Genomic DNA, 18100 nt, shown 5'->3' with positions numbered 1-18100 from the left:
ATGCCGATCACCGTGCATCTGGACGACATGCTGGCACGACGGCGCATGTCGCTCACCGAGCTTTCCGAAGCCATCGATATCACGCTCGCTAACCTGTCGATTCTGAAGACTGGCAAGGCCAAGGCCGTCCGCTTCTCCACCCTCGAGGCGATCTGCGCCGTGTTGAACTGCCAACCGGGGGATATCTTGTCATTCCAGGCCGAGCCGGGAAAATCTCATGACCGAACCGTCCGTTTTCCGCCTTAACCTGCTGCGCTCCGGCTATCTCTTCCTGATCCTCGGCTTGGGTTCGCAGATGGCGCCGCTACTCATTGCTCGCGGCCCCACGCTGGAGGTCATGCACGGCGTCGTCCTCTCGATGCTGTGCGCGCTCGGGCTGCTCTCAATCCTGGGCCTGAGATACCCTTTGAAGATGCTGCCGCTTCTCTTCTTCGAGATGACGTGGAAGCTGATCTGGCTGGTCCGGATCGCGCTCCCGCTCTGGGCCGAGCACCGGATTGACGAGGCCGTGGCAGGCACGCTCGTCGCTGTACTTATGGTCGTGGTGTTCCCGTTTATCGTACCTTGGGGTTATGTAGCCTTTACCTACTTCGGTCAGCCGGCAGATCCGTGGCGGTGGCGCTCGCCGCGACGATCCGCTGAGCGATCCCGGTGAAACCGATAATCGAAATTGCAGATCTGCAAGAGTTCCGAAAACTAATTCCGATAGCGGCGCTCCTGTACGGGCTCGACGCAGTGATCGCACCGGTTTCGTTCGCGCTTGATCCGGCCAAGCTAATCGGAAGCGCGGGTTCAGCCGGCTTGACCATGCGGATCGCCGCTGCCGAGCCGATGATCCGGCTGAACATGCTGAGCGAGGCGGTCTATCAGACCGTCGAGGTCTTTCTCGCGCTGCAGATGTACCGCATGTTCAAGCCGGTAAGCGGTGACCTTGCACGGCAGATGTTTGTCCTGGCGCTCGCTCCGATCCCAATCATGTTCCTCAATCTTATGACTGAGGTCGGCGCGCTGTCACTGGCGCTCGATGCAGGCATCGCGAACGCTTTCGCCCCAGCACAACGAGATGAGCTCGCCGCTCTGATGATCCGCATGCACTGTCACGGCGTGGGCATCGCCGGCATCTTCTGGGGGCTGTGGCTGCTCCCCCTCGGCCTGCTCATCATCCAGAGCGGATTCGTTCCGAAGCTGCTCGGCCTATGCGAGCTGGCAGGCGGAGTGGGCTGGCTGCTCGGGTCCGGCGCTATGCTCGTGATGCCCGGTCTGGCACCGGCAGGAGCGATCGCGACTTCCGAGAGGGTCGCGGCCCTAATGCAATTAGGAGAGCTTCCCTTCATCGTCTGGCTGCTCGCCCTGGCGACGCGCATGAATTTCCAATCGCGTCATCGAAAGGCTGGCCATGCTAAGAGCGACGGCACCCAAGAAAGAGAGCCTCGATGACAGGAACGGTCATGGCGAATACCGACACTCCGAGATCGCGTCCGCGCTGGAAGGTTTGGGGCAAACGAATCTTAATCGCGTTCGGCTTGCTCGTGCTCGCCTTCGCCGGCTATTTTGTATGGGGTCTGAACCAAACACGCGTTTGTCCAGTTGCTGCGCCTGGTCCGACCGGCGTGCGCATCCAGACCGAAAATACTTTCGGGAATTACTTTCCCGGTCGGGGCGTCGGGCCACGCCCTGCACTCGTGGTTATCGGCGGCTATGATGGCGGTCTCGGCAACGAGGCCAAGCGGGAGGCGCTTGCGCTACAGGCAGCAGGCTTCGGCGCACTTCAGGTCGGCTATCATTGTGCCAATACGCTTCCCAACAAAATGTCGCGGCTACCCCTAGAGCGTTTCACCGAGGCCATCGATTGGCTCAAGGCGCGTCCCGAGGTCGATCCTGGGCGTATCGGCATCATTGGTTACTCGAAGGGTGCCGAAGCTGCGCTCACGCTTGCCGTCCGCCGTCCAGATGTTCGAGCGGTGGCTGTAGGTATGCCGTCTTCTGTCGTCTGGGACGGGATGAGCCCGCTGACCATGATTTCCGGCGGTCTGCGATCGACATGGACAGAACACGGCAAGGACGTGCCGAGCCTGCCCTATGGCTCATGGTCGCACCCGCGAGGTGGAACATATGGGGTGCATTCGAATGGATTGCAGAAGGTCGGCGAGCATCCCAAGTCCGTTATCCCAGTCGAGCGGACTGCAGCCCCGATCCTCCTCATCTGCGGCGACACCGATCTTGTCTGGCCGAGTTGCGAAATGTCCGAGATGATCGGGGGGCGCCTTGTTCAGAACGGCAAGGCAGCACCGACCCTTCTGCGCTACCCGCAAGCCGGGCATGGTGTGTTTGGACCGGCCCTCCCGCCCGGCAGCGGCAGCGCCCGATACTGGAGCATGATGGGTGGGACCGAGGCCGCGAACATGTCGGCTCGACGAGACAGTTGGCCGAAAACAGTCGAGTTCTTGCAACAGCATCTGTCTGAATGACCCAGATCCGGCCGTTCAGCGCCGAGAAGGCGTTCCCGAAACCCGACGACCATTCAGGTGAGCATTTGGCCGCTGTGGGAGACCAAGCAACCGCCCCGAACGACTTTGATTGGGGACTTTCCCGCCGGAGAGTTTTCAAGGCCGGAACGGTCGAACTGTTGATGCCCGTTTCACAACCGTTCGATTTTAGCACAGGTCAGGGCTGGCACAGGTACGGCTGGCGGAGATAACAGTTTTAGAAATCGCGCTAGGACCAGAGCCGCCCAGCCAACAACGCACAACCAGCCAAACGCGTCGCCGATCGTCGCGTAAACGGTTGGCCCTGCGGAAACGGTCGGCACCGTCGCGGTGAGCGTCGACAGCGCCCGCCCGCTCCGACGCTCGGCTAGGATACGCCCGTAGGGATCACTGGCCATGCTGAAACCGCGCCGGGTCGCCCGTGCTATCGAGTATCCGCCCTCGACACCCCGGAGCGCGGTAATGCGCGCTGCCATCTCATCGTCCACGTCGAAATCCAGCGCAGGGACGAGCATGAGCCGCGCGCCCGCGCGCGCATACTCACGGCCGAGCGTTGGGAAATGCATATCCTTGCAAATCGCGACGCCGACCTTCTCGAGGTTTGCGTCCAGCATGAGCGGACGGTCCCCAGGCGACATGTTCGCTTCAAAGCCCGGCACTAAATGCTGCTTCACGTACCAGGCGTGACGGCCGTTCGCCCGGGCGACGAGCGCCCGATTGGTGACGCGCGCGTCGTCCGTCACCACCACGCCCGCGACAATGGTGGTCGCGCGCGCGTGAGCGAATGAGGAGAGCGCTCCGGCGGCCTTCTCGGCCTCCCCCGCATTCATGCCGGCCACGGCTTCAGGCAACAGCACAACGGCTCCCGGCACGGCCGCCCGCGCGATCGCCGGACCATAAGTTTCTCGGAAGCTTCGCCAGTCGCGCGGCCGCTCGTGCAGGCCGTCGGTCGCAAGCATGGCGACACGTACGCCCTCGTCCGGGCGCGTGACAGACAGGCGCGCGACGCCGAACAGCAGCGCGCACCCGACCACCACGGCGGTGAGTGCACCTGCGGAACGCAATCCACGTACAGGCGAACCGAGCGCCGATGCGAGCACGAGCCCGGCAAAACTCCCGGCGAGCAGCGGAACGAAGCTGACGGCCGGGACGCCGCCTAGGCTTGCGATCTGGACCGCGGGCAGGAACGACATTTGGCTGTAGGCGATGCTGCCCGCGCTGCCATGCGGCGAGAGGTGGATCATGAGTGTCTCGATCGCTGACCAAGCCGCGGGGACGACCAGAACCGCCACGAGTGCCGGTCGACGTTCGGCGCTCATTGCGGCGAGCCGAAAGACGCTTGCCCAAGCGGCCGCGACCAAGCTGAGGATGACGAGTGCAGTAGCCCAGCCCCCGACTGTCAGGTGGTAGGCAAATGTGCTTGAGCCCGCGAGCAGGCCCGCCGCAAGGCCCAACCTCCGCTGGAGAGCGATGGGCGCGAGCGACACCGCCGCGATGCCGGGCGCAGGCGCAACCCAGGCCACCCACCATAACGAATGGAGCGAGTAGCTGAGCGCCAGCAGCACGCCAGACAGTACCGACAAGCCGAAAAGGCGAGACGTGCCGATTTCCGTGCGCTTAACGACTCCCTCCTTCGACCGGTTGATACTGTACTCAACTTGGTACCGTCGTCTAGAAAGGTGATGAAGTGTTATGACCAGTCGATCGTGACGCGGCCGTACCTGTAAGGTTCGCCGCAACCTTACGGGTGTCAGAACTACGTTCAAAATGTCCGCCTCCGCAATCCGCGACTCACCTCGGTTACGACCACCTTTGGGTCGTTAGGTCTCCAGCAGGTTGCTGTTATGAAGAGCCAGATGGACGTTTGCGCCCGCTCGGGCCATCTCCAACTCCGGACGTTCGTTCATGCGCGTGGGTTTGACCCGAAGGACCCTGACGATCTTCCACCTGATCTTCGCGGCACCATGCCTTTACGTGCTGGCGCGCACGCTCTTGCCGCTGACCCTGCCCTTGTGGATCAAGGCCGCCATTGCGGTGCTGCTGCTCGTCGCATCGCAATACCATTACTGGAGCCGGCTCTCGTCAGGGTCGGTGTTCGCGCCCGAGTTCCCGCGCGTTGTCGTTATCTTGTTCAACTGGGCATTCGGCGCGATCGTGCTGCTTCGCGGTGCTGCAGGTCCTGCTCGATCTCGGGACGCTGGTGGCGGTGCTTGTGCAACGCCGCGGCGTCACTCTGCCGAATGACGTGCGCTACTCGGCGGCAGGGCTTTCGGTGATCCTCGCGGCAGTCGGCGTGGCAAACGCGATACGCGTGCCGCCGATCAAGGATCTGGAGGTCACGGTTCGGAACTTGCCAGCGAAGTTCGACGGTTACCAACTGCTCCAACTGACCGATCTGCACATCAGCCGCTTGTTTCCGGAGCGCTGGGCACGCGCGGTGGTTGAGCGCGCCAACGGGTCCGGTGTCGACCTTATTGTCGCAACCGGCGATTTCATCGACGGCTCGGTCGCGATGCGCCGGATAGATGTCGCGCCGCTGCACGACCTCCGCGCGCCGGACGGGGTTTACGCGATCCCGGGCAACCACGAATACTTCTTCGATTACGAAGCGTGGATGCGGCACCTCGCCGGCCTGGGGCTGAGGATGCTGCCGAACGCTCACACAATTCTGTCTCGGGATGATGCCCGGCTAGTTCTTGCGGGAGTCACGGACCTGTCAGCGCCCGCGAAAGGCCATCCTGGTCCCGACCTCGCCGCCGCCTTGGCAGGAGCGCCGCGGAACGTCCCCATTCTCCTCCTAGACCACCAACCGAAGGAGGCGGGTCGAGCAGCCGCTAACGGCGTCGGGGTTCAGCTGTCCGGGCATACCCACGGCGGCATGATCGTCGGCCTGGATCGGCTAGTTGCCCGAGGCAACAACGGTTACGTGTCAGGGCGCTACGACGTTGGCGGAATGACGCTCTACGTCAGCAACGGGACCGCGCTCTGGCCCGGTTTCGCACTCCGGCTTGGGCGCCCGCCCGAGCTGACCCGGATTACCCTGCGGGCGCAGCTATAATCAGCTTGTCTCTTTTGATCCGCCTGCGGTCATTCCCGCTGGGCTCGCTGCTTCCCAAGTTCGGCCCTTCGTTCGTTTCCGATGTGCCTGCCGTTGATAGCAGCTTGCGGTAGACCGCATTGTTGCTGGCTGAACGTTGGTCTGGCGGGGGGCGAGCCAGGAAACTATCGGTGCGCAATGGCTTTGCTTATACCGATAGACGAGCCAGATGATCCGCGGATCGATGCCTATCGCGACATTCGCGAGCGTGACCTAGTTGGCCGCACTGGCCTGTTTGTCGCCGAAGGTACCGTCGTGGTCGAGAAGCTGATCGCCAGCATCCGGCACCGCCCCTTGTCGCTGCTGATCGCCGGCAAGCGCGTCACCGCGCTCGAGCCCATGCTGGCGTCGCTGCCGAACAACGTGCCGGTCTTCGTCGCCGCGCAACCGGTGATGGATACAGTAGCGGGGTTCCCACTCCACCGCGGCGTGCTGGCGATCGGTCGGCAATCGGAGAAGCTATCGGCAGACACTCTCCTGCGCGACGCATGTCGGAGCGATGGAGGAATTAACGTTCTGCTGCTGTCGGGCATCGCCAACCACGACAACATGGGCGGCATCTTCCGCAACGCCGCCGCATTCGGCATCGACGCGATGATCCTCGATGCAGATTGCTGCGACCCGTTCTACCGGAAAGCGATCCGGGTGTCGGTAGGTGCGGCACTCGACATCCCGTACGCAATACTGTCGCGGAGCGACGACCCTGTTTCGCTGCTCGAACGTTACGGGATCGCGGGCGTGGCGCTCAGCCCTGCCGGAACGATGTCGCTAGGCGATTGGCGTCCTGGCTTGCGCAACGCGGTGCTGTTTGGTGCCGAGGGGCCCGGCCTGTCACCCGCGCTGCTCGGCCGGATGCAAAGCCTGAGGATCGAAATGGCGTCCGGGTTCGACTCGCTGAACGTCGCGACCACATCAGGCATCGTGTTGCATCACTTGGCGATCAGCCGCTGAAACGGTCGCCTCGACCGACAAAAAGACCCAGAATTGGCCATTTAGGGCCGGATTGCAGCGTCCCGAGATTTGCCATCCGTTCATGTCGATTGAGGGCCGAATATCGAAAACGCGATTTAGCCCGCCTCAACGTTCGTAATATTCAGACTTTCGTCGACATCGACTCTGACGCTGATCGGATGCTGATCGGCCAGTATAAAGTCCAAACCCAGAAACGACGTGTTTGGTGGTCCGTTATCATAGCCGTCGGCATCGATAGCGAAACTGGTCAGCGTCAAACGTTCGGCGATTGTCTCCGGCGAGACCGGATCTTCGTCTTCGAGCCAGTCCTGGACGAAGAACGCGGCCTGCGTGGCGACCTCGGTACGGTATTGGTCGCGTCGCTCGAGGATTGTTCGGATCATCGGCTCTGCACGCTCGCAAAGCGCAAGCACGATCGGTTTCATCGTCCGCATCTCGTTGACCGTGTCGGACGGGAGCAGGATATGGATATCGACCTCGACGCCATCGACCTCGATCCAGCCATTCCAAGCCGTCAGCGTTATTGCGCTTTGATAGACCTTCCCGAACAACGGATTTTCGACATGGTGTTCGTTCAAGTTCCGCGGCACATACGCCACCATCGAACCATTCTCCCGATCGACCGCTTACGACGCGCACCGCCTTATTTCGGCTCGGCCAGTAATGAGGCGATCAACCTCACCCAAGTGCAAACCTCGCTCGACCGATCGCTGATGTCGAGACCCTGCAGCTCCAGCGCCAACGTCCTGCCGGCTTCGCGGGTTTCCTTGTCGTGCTGGATGCGCAGCAGCCATCGATCATCAAGGGCCCACGCCCTGGGTTCGCGTTGCTCGCGATCGGCTACCCACTCGCACAAGGCGATGACCTGATCGTCCGCTACACTGTCAGCGCCAAGAGCGCAGCGTAGCATCACGATTCCCAGAAAGGCCGTCTCTGGCCCCATTCCCTTGTCGGGCGCGGATGCGATAATCCAGGCGAGAAGCGCCCCGGCTTCATCCCAGAAGTTGATGCCCAGTCGCGCCAGGCTGAGTACCAACGATGTGGCTGACACATGCGGATTGATTGCAGCCTGCGGATCCTTCGAAATCGCGATACGCAGCATCCAGGCGCAACAAAACGCGCGTATCCAGTGATCTTCGGGGTCATCGCCGGGGGCGTACCATTGACCAAGCGACAAAACCTCGAGCGGCTCCCAGCGCGCGTCAGGAACCACGTCAGCATCGCGCATCCGGCGAAGGATCTGTGCATGCGCATCCTGGTCACGGCCACGGTCGCCGGCGGCGATCATGCACAGCATCGCGTCATCGATATGCGGCGCGATCCGTAGCAGGAGCGCTGTCTCATCCGCTGCGAATACCGGCGGCAGCATCCATCCCTCTTCCGCCATCCTCGAACCTATCCTCGCGTAACGGGCTGCAAAAGTGTGATGCGTGGCGCACCCCTGCGCTTTAAGGGGCAAATTCGGTTGCTTCCCGCGTCAGCCCAGCACGCTTGTCTAAAGTCTGGAAGGTTTCGCCGAATAGATCGAGCCTGCTCACTTTGCTGCAGTCTAGACCCAGAAGCAGGCATTCAGCGCCGCTTTGCCGTACGCGGTAAGCAGACGCCTATGCGATCGTATTTTCATCCCGGGACGGCGCTTTTCTCAGAGCCTAAGCGCCTCGGGAGGCAGGCATTGTCCTGCATCAATACGATGGCTCGCCCATAAGCGGAAACAAGCACGGCGTACCTCGTTCGCGCCATGGGAATACCCCATGTGAGAGGATCACTGATGGCCAAGTTTGCCGGAACAATGAACGCAATCAATCGCGGTCTGGACGAAACCAAAGCCGTGAAGGGCGCTGACATGGTGGAGGACTGGGAGGCTGCGCTCGCGGATGTCGATATACCGGGCGCCAAGGGCATCCTGCGTGATTTGGGAGCTCTTCGAAAACAGCTTGAGAAGGAAGCCCCGGACGCCGACCGCATCCACGCCCTTTTGCATCGGCTCGGAGCGGCCACGACCAAAATCGCCGACAAGGCGGACAAATCGCAGGACAAGCTCAAGGCGTTGGGAGAAGCGCTGACAGAGGCAGGCGAGGAACAGGCGGACGAAGACGAAGACGCTGCTGCAGCTGCAGCGCCGAAGCGCGCGCGGAAGAAGTGATCGATCGACCGGATGATCGCCTCGATCATCCGGTCATCGCCGCTCTACAAGACCCATAAATGGACATGTAAGTCTGATGCGTTGGCTCCCAGAAGCGGACGTTCGTTCACCTAGAATCGCCGACCGTCCTGGTCGCTCATTTGAGAAGATTGGACGCCCCGAACGAAGGCTGATTGTCGAGCCCTTGTACCAGCGTTCTACTCTGCCGGTTGCGCAAGCGGCTCGATCGCTAGGCCAATACGGCGAGTCCGGAACAGGCGCGCGGAGCGCTTGCGCATCCAGATGATCACGCCGGTCACGCTCAGGATAACGACACCCAGTCCAATCGTGCTGACCATGATCCGCCACGGTAGCCCGAGCACCACCCCCATGTGCAAACCGGATAGCCAAGTATCGACAGTCGTTCGCGCGTGCTGGCCGGTCGGCAACTTCAGGAACACGAGGCGACCAGTGTCGGCATCGAATGCGGCTCGGCCTCCAACGAAGCGATTGTAGATGTCGCGGTCGGATTGAAACGCGGAGATGTAAACGCCGCGGTTGCGGTCGAACCGCAGCCATTCCTCACAAGTCAGGACGAAGCCGTCGCGGCGGCCGGCGGCTTCGACCAATTGCCGGCCACGGTCGCGTGCCTCTGCCCAGTCCAGTCGTGGCGAAACGAGCGGCACGTCGCGCGCCGGCACGTCGGAGAAGCTTGGCACATCGCCGACCATAGCCTTCATAACCGGTGAATAGACGGGTTCAAGGTTGAACCCGACGCTTGACCAGGCGAAGACGAGAAGCACCGGCCAAAGCCAAAGCCCGCCAGCGCGGTGCAGGTCGAAATTGAGCTTGGCGGATGGGGCACGCCGCACCGTCCATGCCTTGCGCCAAGCCGACCATCGCTGAATAAGCATGGCGGGCAGCGTCAGATACCAGCCGACAAAACAATCGATGAGCCAGATCAGCGCCGCGATGCCCAGCGCGTATCGTCCGATATCGCCGGCCGCCAAGCTGTAGTGCAGCTTGTACAGAAATGGCATGAGATTGACCGTGCCTTGGGTAATGTCACCCCATTGCCGCCGCCCGCGCTCGAGACCGCTCACCGGGTCCAGCGCTATTTCATTGAAACCGAGCTGGCTCTGCCCCGGCCGCGCCGACACTGAGATGATCGCGGTCGAACCCGGTGTGATGTGAAGCGGCACGTAATCGACCTGCCCCCCCGACAGCAGCTCGGCACGGCGCCGCAGCTCGAGCGGATCGAAACGTGGCCCGCTGGTCTGCGACTGCATGAAGCTCGGCGCGACGATCCGTTCGAGTTCGGGGTAGAAGGCCAGCAGCGATCCGGTTCCGCCAGCGATGATCAGAAACAGCGCAATCGTCAGTCCCGCCCATCGGTGTGCCAAGACCCAGAATTGCCGGCGCACCGCGTCAGCCGTCCCGTCTTGGGGATGAAGCAGCGCAGATCATCGCCGGACGCTGCATCAGAACTCCGACGTCAGCGAGAAGAACGCCGCACGCGGCGATCCGAACAGGAACGAACCGAAGGCAGTGCCCTCGATGAAGTCGTTGTTGGCGACGTTGCGGACATTCAGGCGTGCCGACACCCGCTGATCTCCCAGGTCGAAGGCATAGCGCAGGCCCAGGTCGAACCGCACATAGCCGTCGATCTTGAAAGTGTTGGCGTCGTTGGCGAAGCGGTCGCCTGTGAAAAACAGCCCTCCGTTGACCGCCAGTCCGTCAATCGCGGGAACTTCATAGTCGGCGTAAAGATTGAACTGGACACGCGGCACGCCGCTGGGACGGTTGCCGTTTATCGCTGCGTTGGCGGGATTATTGATCGTCGGATCGAGATACAGCGCACCGGCCACAAGGCGCAGATCGGGCTTTATCTGGCCGGAAAGACTAACCTCGACGCCGCGATGGTCCTGGTCGCCGATATAATCGAAGACGTTGGTATCGCTTAGCGCCGCGAGTGGTTGGCTGATGTCGAAATAGGCGATGGTTGCAAGCGCGCCGCGGAAGAGCTCGGCCTTCGCGCCGATCTCGATCTGCCTGGTGCGGGCAGGATCGAGGAAGATTGCCGGATTGCCGAAATTGGCTGCATCCTGCGGTATCTGGACGCCCGTTGTGATCCCTTCCGAATAGCTGCCGTAGACCGTCAGCCGGTCGGTCGGCTGAATCAGGACGCCGAAATTCGGCGAGATCGCATTGTCTTCATAGGTCGTGATGCGTGGCTGATCAGCGGCTGTGCGCTCTTCGTTGCGCTGCTCGGCATAGCGTGCGGCGACGAACAGCTTCAACCAGTCGGTCACGGTGATCAGATCGGAAACGAACACCGCCTCCTGCGTGAGGATCAGCGCGTCAGTGACCGGGCTGACGACGAGCGCCGAAGGGGCCGGTCTTGGATTCGCGACAGGATTGAAGATGTTCGAGACGCCCACGTTCGGCTGCGCCGATACCAGCGAGTAGCGCAGCGGATTGCGGCTGTAAGCGCCGCCGACGGCGACCTCATGCCGAATCCCGAAAGTGTCGAACGCGCCGGTGAGGACCAGCTCGGTCGAGAAGGGATCGCGGATCTGGTTGGGGCTGAAGAAGATGCGCCCGGTGAAATCACCATTGGCCTGTAGCGAGCCCGGCGCGATACTTACGGCCTGCTGGTCGCGTTCCAGGCGCATCTGCTGCGCGCGTGTTTGCAGGGTCCAGCCGTCGGCGAATTCCCACTTTACGCCAACCGACCCGATGACGTTGGAGGTGGGATACGTCCCAAATGACTGTCCGATGAATTTGGTCTGGTCGAATCGCTCGAGCAGGTCGAGCCGCTGCTCGGGCGTGAGCCCAGCGGCGAACGAGCCGGTGGTGATCGACGCCTGCTGTTCGAGATCGCGGTACTGATATTCGCCTTCGATATCGATGGTCAGGCGGTCGGTCGGCTTCCACTCGACGAGGCCGCTGACGAGTACGCGCGGCCCTGATACACCATCGACGAAGGTCGCCTCGCGCGCGGTGACTGCATTGAGCCGGATCCCGAAGCCATCGCCGAGCGGGCCGCCGATATCGAGATGGGCACCGTAACCACCGAAGCTGTCGCCAAAAGCCTGCGCGAACCGATAGGGCTCCGCCGTCGGGCGCTTCAGCACATAGTTGATCACGCCTCCGGGCGGCGTGAAACCGTAACGGACGGAAGTCGGTCCCTTGATGATCTCGACCGCGGCCTTGTTCTCGAACGGGCTTTGCACCTGGTTCTGGAAGATCAGCCCCTCTCGCCGGTAACTCGAAGAATTGTCGAGATTATAACCGCGCACATTGACCGTGTCGTTGAAGCCGGGTGGACTGCTGACGATTGTCGAGGGGTCGTTGCGGGCGATATCGCTAAGCGAACGAACCTGCTGGTCGATCAGAAGCTCTTGCGGAATCACCGTGACCGAAAAGGGCGTATCGAGCACTGGAGTTTCAGCGAAGGTTCCGCCAGTCTGAGTCTTCGACGCATACCCCTGCTCGCGGACGCCTGTGACGACGATATCATCGGCTTCGCGACGCGCGGCGGTCTCGTCCGCAGCCGACGGCTGCGTTTGCGCGATCGCAGTTAACGGAAAAACCCACAACGACTACGCTGTCAGCGCACAGCGCAGTTTCAAGCCAGTCAACCTTGACACACCCGCCCCTTTGCGAATCACTCTCACCAAGGCGGTAGCCGCGGCTGAGATGCGATCAATCGCAATAGCACTGCTACACGAACTCGAATGATCCCCGTCCAGCTTAGTGCTTGATCGGCCTACGCAATATTATCACATCCCACAGTCCCGGCCGAGATGGCACCGCACGCCTCAGGCCCGGAGTGCTCGGATCGCTTGGCAAAATCGGAAGGTAAAGCGCGTTGGGTTGCCCTAGCGGGATGGGTCATCTGTCGCTCATGGGCTTTCGCATGCTGCCGAACGCCGATGGCGCAACTGGTGCGACCCGCGCCATTTGCGTGCCGTTCCACCGCATGCCACAGGTTGTATGATGAAGCTCTACAGCGCGCCCATGCCAGCGCCCAATCCACGCCGCGTGCGTATCACGGCGGCGGAAAAGGGCATCACGCTCGACGAGGTTATGCTCGACCTGCGCGGGCGTGAGCATAAAGCCGCGGACCACCTTGCTCGAAACGTGCTAGGCCAAGTCCCTGTGTTAGTGCTGAGTGATGGCACGTCCATCGCAGAAACGGTGTCGATCTGTCGGTACCTCGATGCGATTCATCCTGAGCCACCATTGTTCGGCCAGACGCCGGTCGATGTGGCGTTGATCGACATGTGGATTCGCCGGATCGAGATACAGATTAGCGAGCCCAACAAGATGTTTTGGCGACACGCCCATCCCGCCACCGCTACACTTCTTAAGCAGTACAGGGATTTTGGTGCCTCGAACCGGGGGCTGTTGACGCAGGCGATGATGTGGTTTGATCGCGAGCTTTCCGATGGGCGTGCATTCGTCGTGGGTGATGTCTTCAATATGGCCGACATTGTCGCCGTGACGATTATCGACTTCGCCGCGTTGATCGGCATGGCTCCTTTGTCCGACCGCGTGAACGCGGAAGCATGGTACAAACGCGTGATCGCGCGACCAAGCTACGAGGCCTGACCGCCACCGCATTGCCTGCACCCCGATAGCTGCCGGCGACAACGACCCACTATCCGCCATTCGCGTCCGATTTTCAGCTTCCCACCTTCGGTCGTTCATTGATTTAAATTACAAGGTCGACGTCGAAGCGCCCGGGATCAGTCTGATGCCTTACCAGGGATCGAGCTCGCTGCTGCTGATGGGCGTATAAGGCCATGGCTCCAGCGATGCAGATTGCGAACAGAGCGCCCTCCACCCCCCAGGTTACAACCCGAACGATGCCGCCTGACCTGTCGAGCAACAAGCTGCCAAGCGGTGCCATGCCCACGTGGGACGTAGGAAAAGTCCGCGAGAGGGCATAGAAACTGCCGGCCATGAGGTTGCCACCCAGCAGGGCGACCGCGCTGCCCCCGGCACATCCTGCCAACGCGGCCAGCGAAAGTTGACGACCGAACGGAACCGGGGACCCGCGAACCATTGCCCAACTCGCCGCGCCGACGGCACCGCCAAGCAACATTCCTTCGCCCCCACCTGCCATGTCGACCGGGGATCGGCCCAGGAGGAGATAAAACGCGTCGAGGCCTACTACCTTGACGATCGAGCCCACCACCAGGCCGCCAACCGCACCACCCACGATCCGCCATCCAGGCGGTCGCCCGAGCCCGGCGAGCGCAATGCCAAAGCTGACACCCGCGCCCCCAACTGTCGCGGTGACGATCGTCAGCCAAAGCAGCACAAGGAAGATCGATGCGCCGTTGCCCGCGTCGCCATTCGCCTGCCCGGCCCCCAGGGCACCGAAGGCGATCCCGCCCGCGATACCGGCGACGGCAGCGCCCAGTGTGCCGGCCCCGCCGATCAAGAAAATGTCCCGCCACCGTGACAGCGGGGCGGCGGCGGCCGGCAGACCAAGCGCGGATGGCAGCGCCTCCTCGCCGTGTGTCACGGGCATGATGAAGCGGTAGCCGTGCCGCGGCACCGTTTCGATTAAATGCGGCGCTGCCGCATCGTCGCCGAGATGCCGGCGAAGGGTCTTGATACACTGCGTCAACGCCTCATCCGTCACTGGAGCGCCGCGCCACACCTGCGCCATGAAGCGGTCCTTGGTCACAAGCTGGCCGGCCTCATCCGTCAGCAGGATTAGTGCGTCCAGGCAGCGAGCGCTCAGCTCCACCGGCGTGCCCGCGCGGCGCAGCATGCGATCGCGAGGATCGAGCACGAAGTTCGCGAAAAAGAGCAAAGAGTCGTCGTTTTTCACCAGGATCTCACCTGCCGCTCATGATTCTCACGGGTCGCCCGGACAGATTCCAGCTGACCAACCCACCAACAATGGAGCCAAAGCGATGAACAGGGAAGACGCAGGCCAGGCCGCTACGACGAACTGCTGGAGGGTGACCGGCTGGAGCATTGCCGCGCTCGTTCTGCTGCTACCGTTAGCCGCTATGCAGGTCACCCGAGAAGTGGATTGGACGGCTAGTGACTTCGTCTTCGCGGGCATGCTGATCGGGTCAGCGGGGCTCGTTATCGAGCTCACCTTTCGGCGACACTCGCACCGTTCCTCTCGTATGGGCGCAGCACTGCTGACGGCAACTTCTCTCGCGCTCATCTGGATCGACGCGGCCGTCGGCATCATCAATGACGATCATGCGACTTTAAACCTTATTTATCCCGGCATTGTCATACTCGCGCTCGTCGTTGCGGCCGTCGGCCGCTTCCGCACCGTAGCGCTCGCGCGCGGGTCGGCCGGCGCCGCTGCTATGCTAGCGGTCACGGGCGTCATCGCCGTTATAGCCAGCGACCCGGCATTCGCCGCGAGTGTGGTTGCTTTCCACCTTACGTTCGTCGTGGCCTTCCTTACGGCGGCTGCCCTCTTCCACCGAGTAGGGGCTGCCGAGCGATGAGTCGACATTTTGCTCCTACCGTCTCGACGCCGATCGTTCGTGATGGCCAACAATATGTCCACCATCACCGCAGTGACCCAAATCCGGCCGTTCGTGCGACCGATCCCGCTTCCCCAAACCGGTCATTCGTTAATCTCACTGTTTCGAAGCTGGGGCTCCTGATGCGGCAACCCGTCTGCAGCTTTGGAGTTACTGAGTCTCGAAACTAAGGTGATACGCGATGACCTCGACCCCAACCAAGACTGACGAGAGCAACGCTGCCAAAATCGCGCGCGGTCTTGTCGCAGGGACGATCGCGGGTGCCGTCGCATCCTTTGCAATGGACCGATTTCAGGCGGTGGTATCTCCGCTGCTGCCGTCGAACGGAGGCGACTCCGAACCGGCAACCGAAAAAGCTGCCGATGCCGTTGCGACGGGCGTCACAGGCCGAGCGATCCCCGACGCGGACAAGCCGCTGACCGGGCAGGCGGTCCATTATGCGATCGGGATCGCTCTGGGTGCCGCTTATGGTATCGCCGCGGAGTTCCGCCCTACGGTCACCGCGGGCTATGGTGCTGCATTCGGGCTCGGCACCGCGACTATATTGGACGAAGCCGCGGTCCCCGCGGCAGGGCTTGGCAGCGCGCCGTGGGACGCGGGGATCGCAAGCAACCTCTATTCCTATGCCTCACATATTGTCTTTGGCGGCGTGAGCGAGATCGTGCGCCGGCAGGTCGCGAGCACGCTGACGCCGCAGCAAGCCAGCTGAGCTCTCCCCATGATGGCGTCGACAAGGACCCAGAAGCCGCCGCTGGCGGCCGCCTTGCTGCTTCCCAACTTCAGCCACTCGTTCATCTCGTTCTTACGACCCGGCGATCGCGTAAAGCATCTATTGGGACCTGCTGTCCGCTTCGACAGGCCGTTTTCTGTTTGGGAAAGAATGCAGTGATGAGCGCTAGCTGGGACGCAGCGCTTTCTAAAGCCTTAACCCTACAGCATTAAGTCGATTGGAAAGAGCACGAAAGCCGCGCAGATGCGGGCGGGGAGCGGGCAAGTTGGATGATCATTTCCCGGCTCAAGGTCGCTACGAGCAGATGCTGGCCAGTTCGGCTACAGCCGCGATCTGTGCCGGACCGGACGGCTTTATCGTCTCCTGGAACACCGCAGCAGAGCAGCTCTTCGGCCACAGCGCTCAGCAGGTCGTGGGCAAGCCGATCTCGATCATCATTCCTACCAGGCACAGGGCCGCGCACGATGCCGGTCTCGCGCGTGCCGTTCGGGCCGGTCACTCGCGACTAGCAGGACATGCGGTCGAGATGCTGGCGCTGCACGCGGATGGTCAAGAGCTCCCCGTGGACCTCTCGTTGTCGATGTGGTTTGAGGGTGGCAAGCCGATGTTCGGCGCGCTGCTGCGCGATATCACCGACCGACAAACAGCTCAGCGCCGGCTGGAGCATCTTGCGCATTGCGACACGCTTACGTCGCTTCCGAACCGTAACGCACTGCGCGCGCAGCTGGCCGTCGAGATCGAGAAGTCTCCATGTTCGCTGCTGCTGCTCGATCTGGACGGCTTCAAGCACGTCAACGACACGTTAGGGCATTCCGTCGGCGACGCGCTCCTGGCAGCAGTGGCGGCTCGGCTCACGTCTGCCGCGGGCACTGAAGGTTTCGTGGCGCGTCTAGGTGGCGACGAGTTCGCCATCTTGATTGCAAATTGTAACGATCCTCTCAAAATAGACGAAGTCGCAACCTCGATATTTGACGGCTTGGAAGCTCCGTTTGAACTGGCCGGTCAATTCATATTCGTTGGCACGAGCATTGGCATCGCGATCGCGCCGAAGGATGCGACGGGCGTTGAGCAACTGCTCTCCAGCGCCGACCTTGCGTTGTATAGCGCCAAAAGCAACGGTGGGGGCGTGCGCGCCTTTTTTGCACGTGCGATGCAGAACAGTTCCGAACAGAAGCACCGCCTCGGAACTGAGCTGCGTCAGGCACTTGCCAATGCCGAATTCGAGCTTTGGTACCAACCGCAGGTAGCGTTGCCCAGCCGAGCATTGTTGGGGGTCGAAGCGCTGCTGCGCTGGCGCCATCCCGATCACGGGCTTTTGCCGCCGCAAACGTTCATCGAAGTTTTAGCGGAAAGCACGATCGCGGAGGAGGTGGGCGATTGGATCATCGAGCAGGCATGCGTCGCGGCAGCCGCCTGGGGTCGTACTGGACTCGGGCCCCTGCGCGTCGGCGTGAATATGTTTCCCGCTCAATTGCGCTCAGATCGCCTTTTCACTGTCGTCTCCTCTGCTCTGACGCGGAACGGCCTGGACCCTCAACAACTGGAGATCGAGATCACGGAAAACACGGTCCTTCGTCACAGCAAACAAGCAACGAAGGCACTGAAGAAGCTGAAAGCACTGGGCGTGGGGATTGCCTTCGATGACTTCGGCACCGGCTTCGCATCCTTAAGTTTGCTGCAAAAGTTCCCGCTTACACGGCTGAAGATCGACAGAAGCTTTGTGGCAAGGATCGACCGCAAGGCTGGCGACGCGGCAATCGTGGAGGCGGTGGTCGGCATGGCGAGGGGTCTCGGGCTCGCCGTGATCGCCGAAGGTGTAGAGACGGCAGCGCAGGAGGCCGCCTTGATGACGCTCGGGTGTCAAGAAGCTCAGGGGTACCTGTACGGACGTCCCATGCCCGCGGCCACATTCACCCAGACATACCTAAATGGTTCGTTCTCTCCAAAGAAGCTCTTCGAGGAGGGAAGCTAAAGCGCCTTTGAATTGATGACCCCACAGCAGACATTCACGAGGTCGTTTACTACAAGGCGGCCGGCAACGTACGTGTCGCTCAGATTTTGCTCGGTCACGCGAAGATCGAGGGCACCGTCCGCTACCTCGGCGTGGACGTCGACGATGCTCTTGAGCTCTCGAAACGAATGGAGGTCTGAGCTGCCCCA

Annotated in this window: 18 protein-coding genes and 1 pseudogene; 13 read left to right on the top strand and 6 right to left on the bottom strand. The window is 61.8% G+C overall.

Annotated elements, in window-relative coordinates; genetic code table 11:
- From LLW23_RS13715 to LLW23_RS13700, 4 genes are read left to right on the top strand one after another with little or no spacing between them, the layout of a single operon-like run.
- The gene (locus tag LLW23_RS13715; protein WP_228946058.1) at positions 1 to 246 is read left to right on the top strand and encodes a helix-turn-helix domain-containing protein; all 246 of its coding nucleotides are present in this window, start codon (positions 1 to 3) and stop codon (positions 244 to 246) included.
- Entirely contained in the window at positions 218 to 655 is a 438-nt protein-coding gene (locus tag LLW23_RS13710) for a hypothetical protein (RefSeq protein WP_228946057.1), read from the top strand. Before LLW23_RS13715 ends, LLW23_RS13710 begins: the two co-directional genes overlap by 29 nt.
- A complete protein-coding gene (locus LLW23_RS13705; protein ID WP_228946056.1) occupies positions 652 to 1437 on the top strand; it encodes a DUF4386 domain-containing protein in 786 nt (261 codons plus the stop codon). Before LLW23_RS13710 ends, LLW23_RS13705 begins: the two co-directional genes overlap by 4 nt.
- Before the next feature lie 11 nt (positions 1438 to 1448).
- Positions 1449 to 2468, top strand: a complete 1020-nt coding sequence (locus LLW23_RS13700; protein WP_228946055.1) for an acyl-CoA thioester hydrolase/BAAT C-terminal domain-containing protein — start codon at positions 1449 to 1451, stop codon at positions 2466 to 2468.
- A gap of 170 nt (positions 2469 to 2638) precedes the next feature.
- Here the strand turns inward: LLW23_RS13700 and LLW23_RS13695 are convergent, their stop codons facing one another.
- The gene (locus tag LLW23_RS13695; protein WP_228946054.1) at positions 2639 to 4051 is read right to left on the bottom strand and encodes a nitrilase-related carbon-nitrogen hydrolase; all 1413 of its coding nucleotides are present in this window, start codon (positions 4049 to 4051) and stop codon (positions 2639 to 2641) included.
- Positions 4052 to 4403: 352 nt separating this feature from the next.
- Here LLW23_RS13695 and LLW23_RS13690 point away from each other — a divergent pair, with 352 nt between their 5' ends.
- From LLW23_RS13690 to LLW23_RS13680, 3 genes are all read left to right on the top strand, one after another.
- A complete protein-coding gene (locus LLW23_RS13690) occupies positions 4404 to 4730 on the top strand; it encodes a hypothetical protein (RefSeq protein ID WP_228946053.1) in 327 nt (108 codons plus the stop codon).
- Entirely contained in the window at positions 4654 to 5544 is an 891-nt protein-coding gene (locus tag LLW23_RS13685) for a metallophosphoesterase (RefSeq protein ID WP_228946052.1), read from the top strand. The genes LLW23_RS13690 and LLW23_RS13685 overlap by 77 nt, the downstream gene beginning before the upstream one ends.
- Positions 5545 to 5625: 81 nt before the next feature.
- Complete coding sequence (locus tag LLW23_RS13680; RefSeq protein ID WP_228946051.1) at positions 5626 to 6534, top strand: TrmH family RNA methyltransferase; 909 nt, start codon at positions 5626 to 5628, stop codon at positions 6532 to 6534.
- Positions 6535 to 6650: 116 nt separating this feature from the next.
- On the opposite strand, the gene LLW23_RS13675 is transcribed toward LLW23_RS13680, so the two are convergent.
- Together LLW23_RS13675 and LLW23_RS13670 are read right to left on the bottom strand one after the other, a co-directional pair.
- Positions 6651 to 7157 (bottom strand): hypothetical protein, encoded by a 507-nt coding sequence (locus tag LLW23_RS13675; RefSeq protein ID WP_228946050.1) that lies wholly within the window; start codon positions 7155 to 7157, stop codon positions 6651 to 6653.
- Between the two features lie 41 nt (positions 7158 to 7198).
- The gene (locus LLW23_RS13670) at positions 7199 to 7924 is read right to left on the bottom strand and encodes a hypothetical protein (protein ID WP_228946049.1); all 726 of its coding nucleotides are present in this window, start codon (positions 7922 to 7924) and stop codon (positions 7199 to 7201) included.
- A 399-nt stretch (positions 7925 to 8323) separates the two neighbouring features.
- On the opposite strand from LLW23_RS13670, the gene LLW23_RS13665 reads away from it, so the two are divergent.
- Complete coding sequence (locus LLW23_RS13665; protein ID WP_228946048.1) at positions 8324 to 8698, top strand: hypothetical protein; 375 nt, start codon at positions 8324 to 8326, stop codon at positions 8696 to 8698.
- Positions 8699 to 8895: 197 nt separating this feature from the next.
- Here the strand turns inward: LLW23_RS13665 and LLW23_RS13660 are convergent, their stop codons facing one another.
- Positions 8896 to 10080, bottom strand: coding sequence for a PepSY-associated TM helix domain-containing protein (locus LLW23_RS13660; protein WP_228946047.1), 1185 nt, complete (start codon positions 10078 to 10080; stop codon positions 8896 to 8898).
- Between the two features lie 78 nt (positions 10081 to 10158).
- Positions 10159 to 12279, bottom strand: coding sequence for a TonB-dependent siderophore receptor (locus LLW23_RS13655; RefSeq protein WP_228946046.1), 2121 nt, complete (start codon positions 12277 to 12279; stop codon positions 10159 to 10161).
- A gap of 397 nt (positions 12280 to 12676) precedes the next feature.
- On the opposite strand from LLW23_RS13655, the gene LLW23_RS13650 reads away from it, so the two are divergent.
- Positions 12677 to 13294 (top strand): glutathione S-transferase family protein, encoded by a 618-nt coding sequence (locus LLW23_RS13650; protein ID WP_228946045.1) that lies wholly within the window; start codon positions 12677 to 12679, stop codon positions 13292 to 13294.
- Positions 13295 to 13397: 103 nt separating this feature from the next.
- On the opposite strand, the gene LLW23_RS13645 is transcribed toward LLW23_RS13650, so the two are convergent.
- The gene (locus LLW23_RS13645) at positions 13398 to 14528 is read right to left on the bottom strand and encodes a winged helix-turn-helix domain-containing protein (RefSeq protein WP_228946044.1); all 1131 of its coding nucleotides are present in this window, start codon (positions 14526 to 14528) and stop codon (positions 13398 to 13400) included.
- An 85-nt stretch (positions 14529 to 14613) separates the two neighbouring features.
- On the opposite strand from LLW23_RS13645, the gene LLW23_RS13640 reads away from it, so the two are divergent.
- From LLW23_RS13640 to LLW23_RS13625, 4 genes and pseudogenes are all read left to right on the top strand, one after another.
- Complete coding sequence (locus LLW23_RS13640; RefSeq protein ID WP_228946043.1) at positions 14614 to 15171, top strand: hypothetical protein; 558 nt, start codon at positions 14614 to 14616, stop codon at positions 15169 to 15171.
- A 220-nt stretch (positions 15172 to 15391) separates the two neighbouring features.
- On the top strand, positions 15392 to 15919 hold the full coding sequence (locus tag LLW23_RS13635) for a DUF1440 domain-containing protein (RefSeq protein ID WP_228946042.1): 528 nt from the start codon (positions 15392 to 15394) through the stop codon (positions 15917 to 15919).
- A 286-nt stretch (positions 15920 to 16205) separates the two neighbouring features.
- Positions 16206 to 17912, top strand: a complete 1707-nt coding sequence (locus LLW23_RS13630; RefSeq protein ID WP_228946041.1) for a putative bifunctional diguanylate cyclase/phosphodiesterase — start codon at positions 16206 to 16208, stop codon at positions 17910 to 17912.
- A 44-nt stretch (positions 17913 to 17956) separates the two neighbouring features.
- Positions 17957 to 18091, top strand: a pseudogene (locus LLW23_RS13625) (tyrosine-type recombinase/integrase); the annotation flags it as partial.
- Positions 18092 to 18100 lie beyond the last annotated feature (9 nt).

Source organism: Sphingomonas radiodurans (assembly GCF_020866845.1).
In the GTDB taxonomy this organism is placed as follows: Bacteria; Pseudomonadota; Alphaproteobacteria; order Sphingomonadales; family Sphingomonadaceae; genus Sphingomonas; species Sphingomonas radiodurans.
Note: the sequence above shows the minus strand (reverse complement) of the source record. Positions and strands in the feature narration are given on the sequence as shown.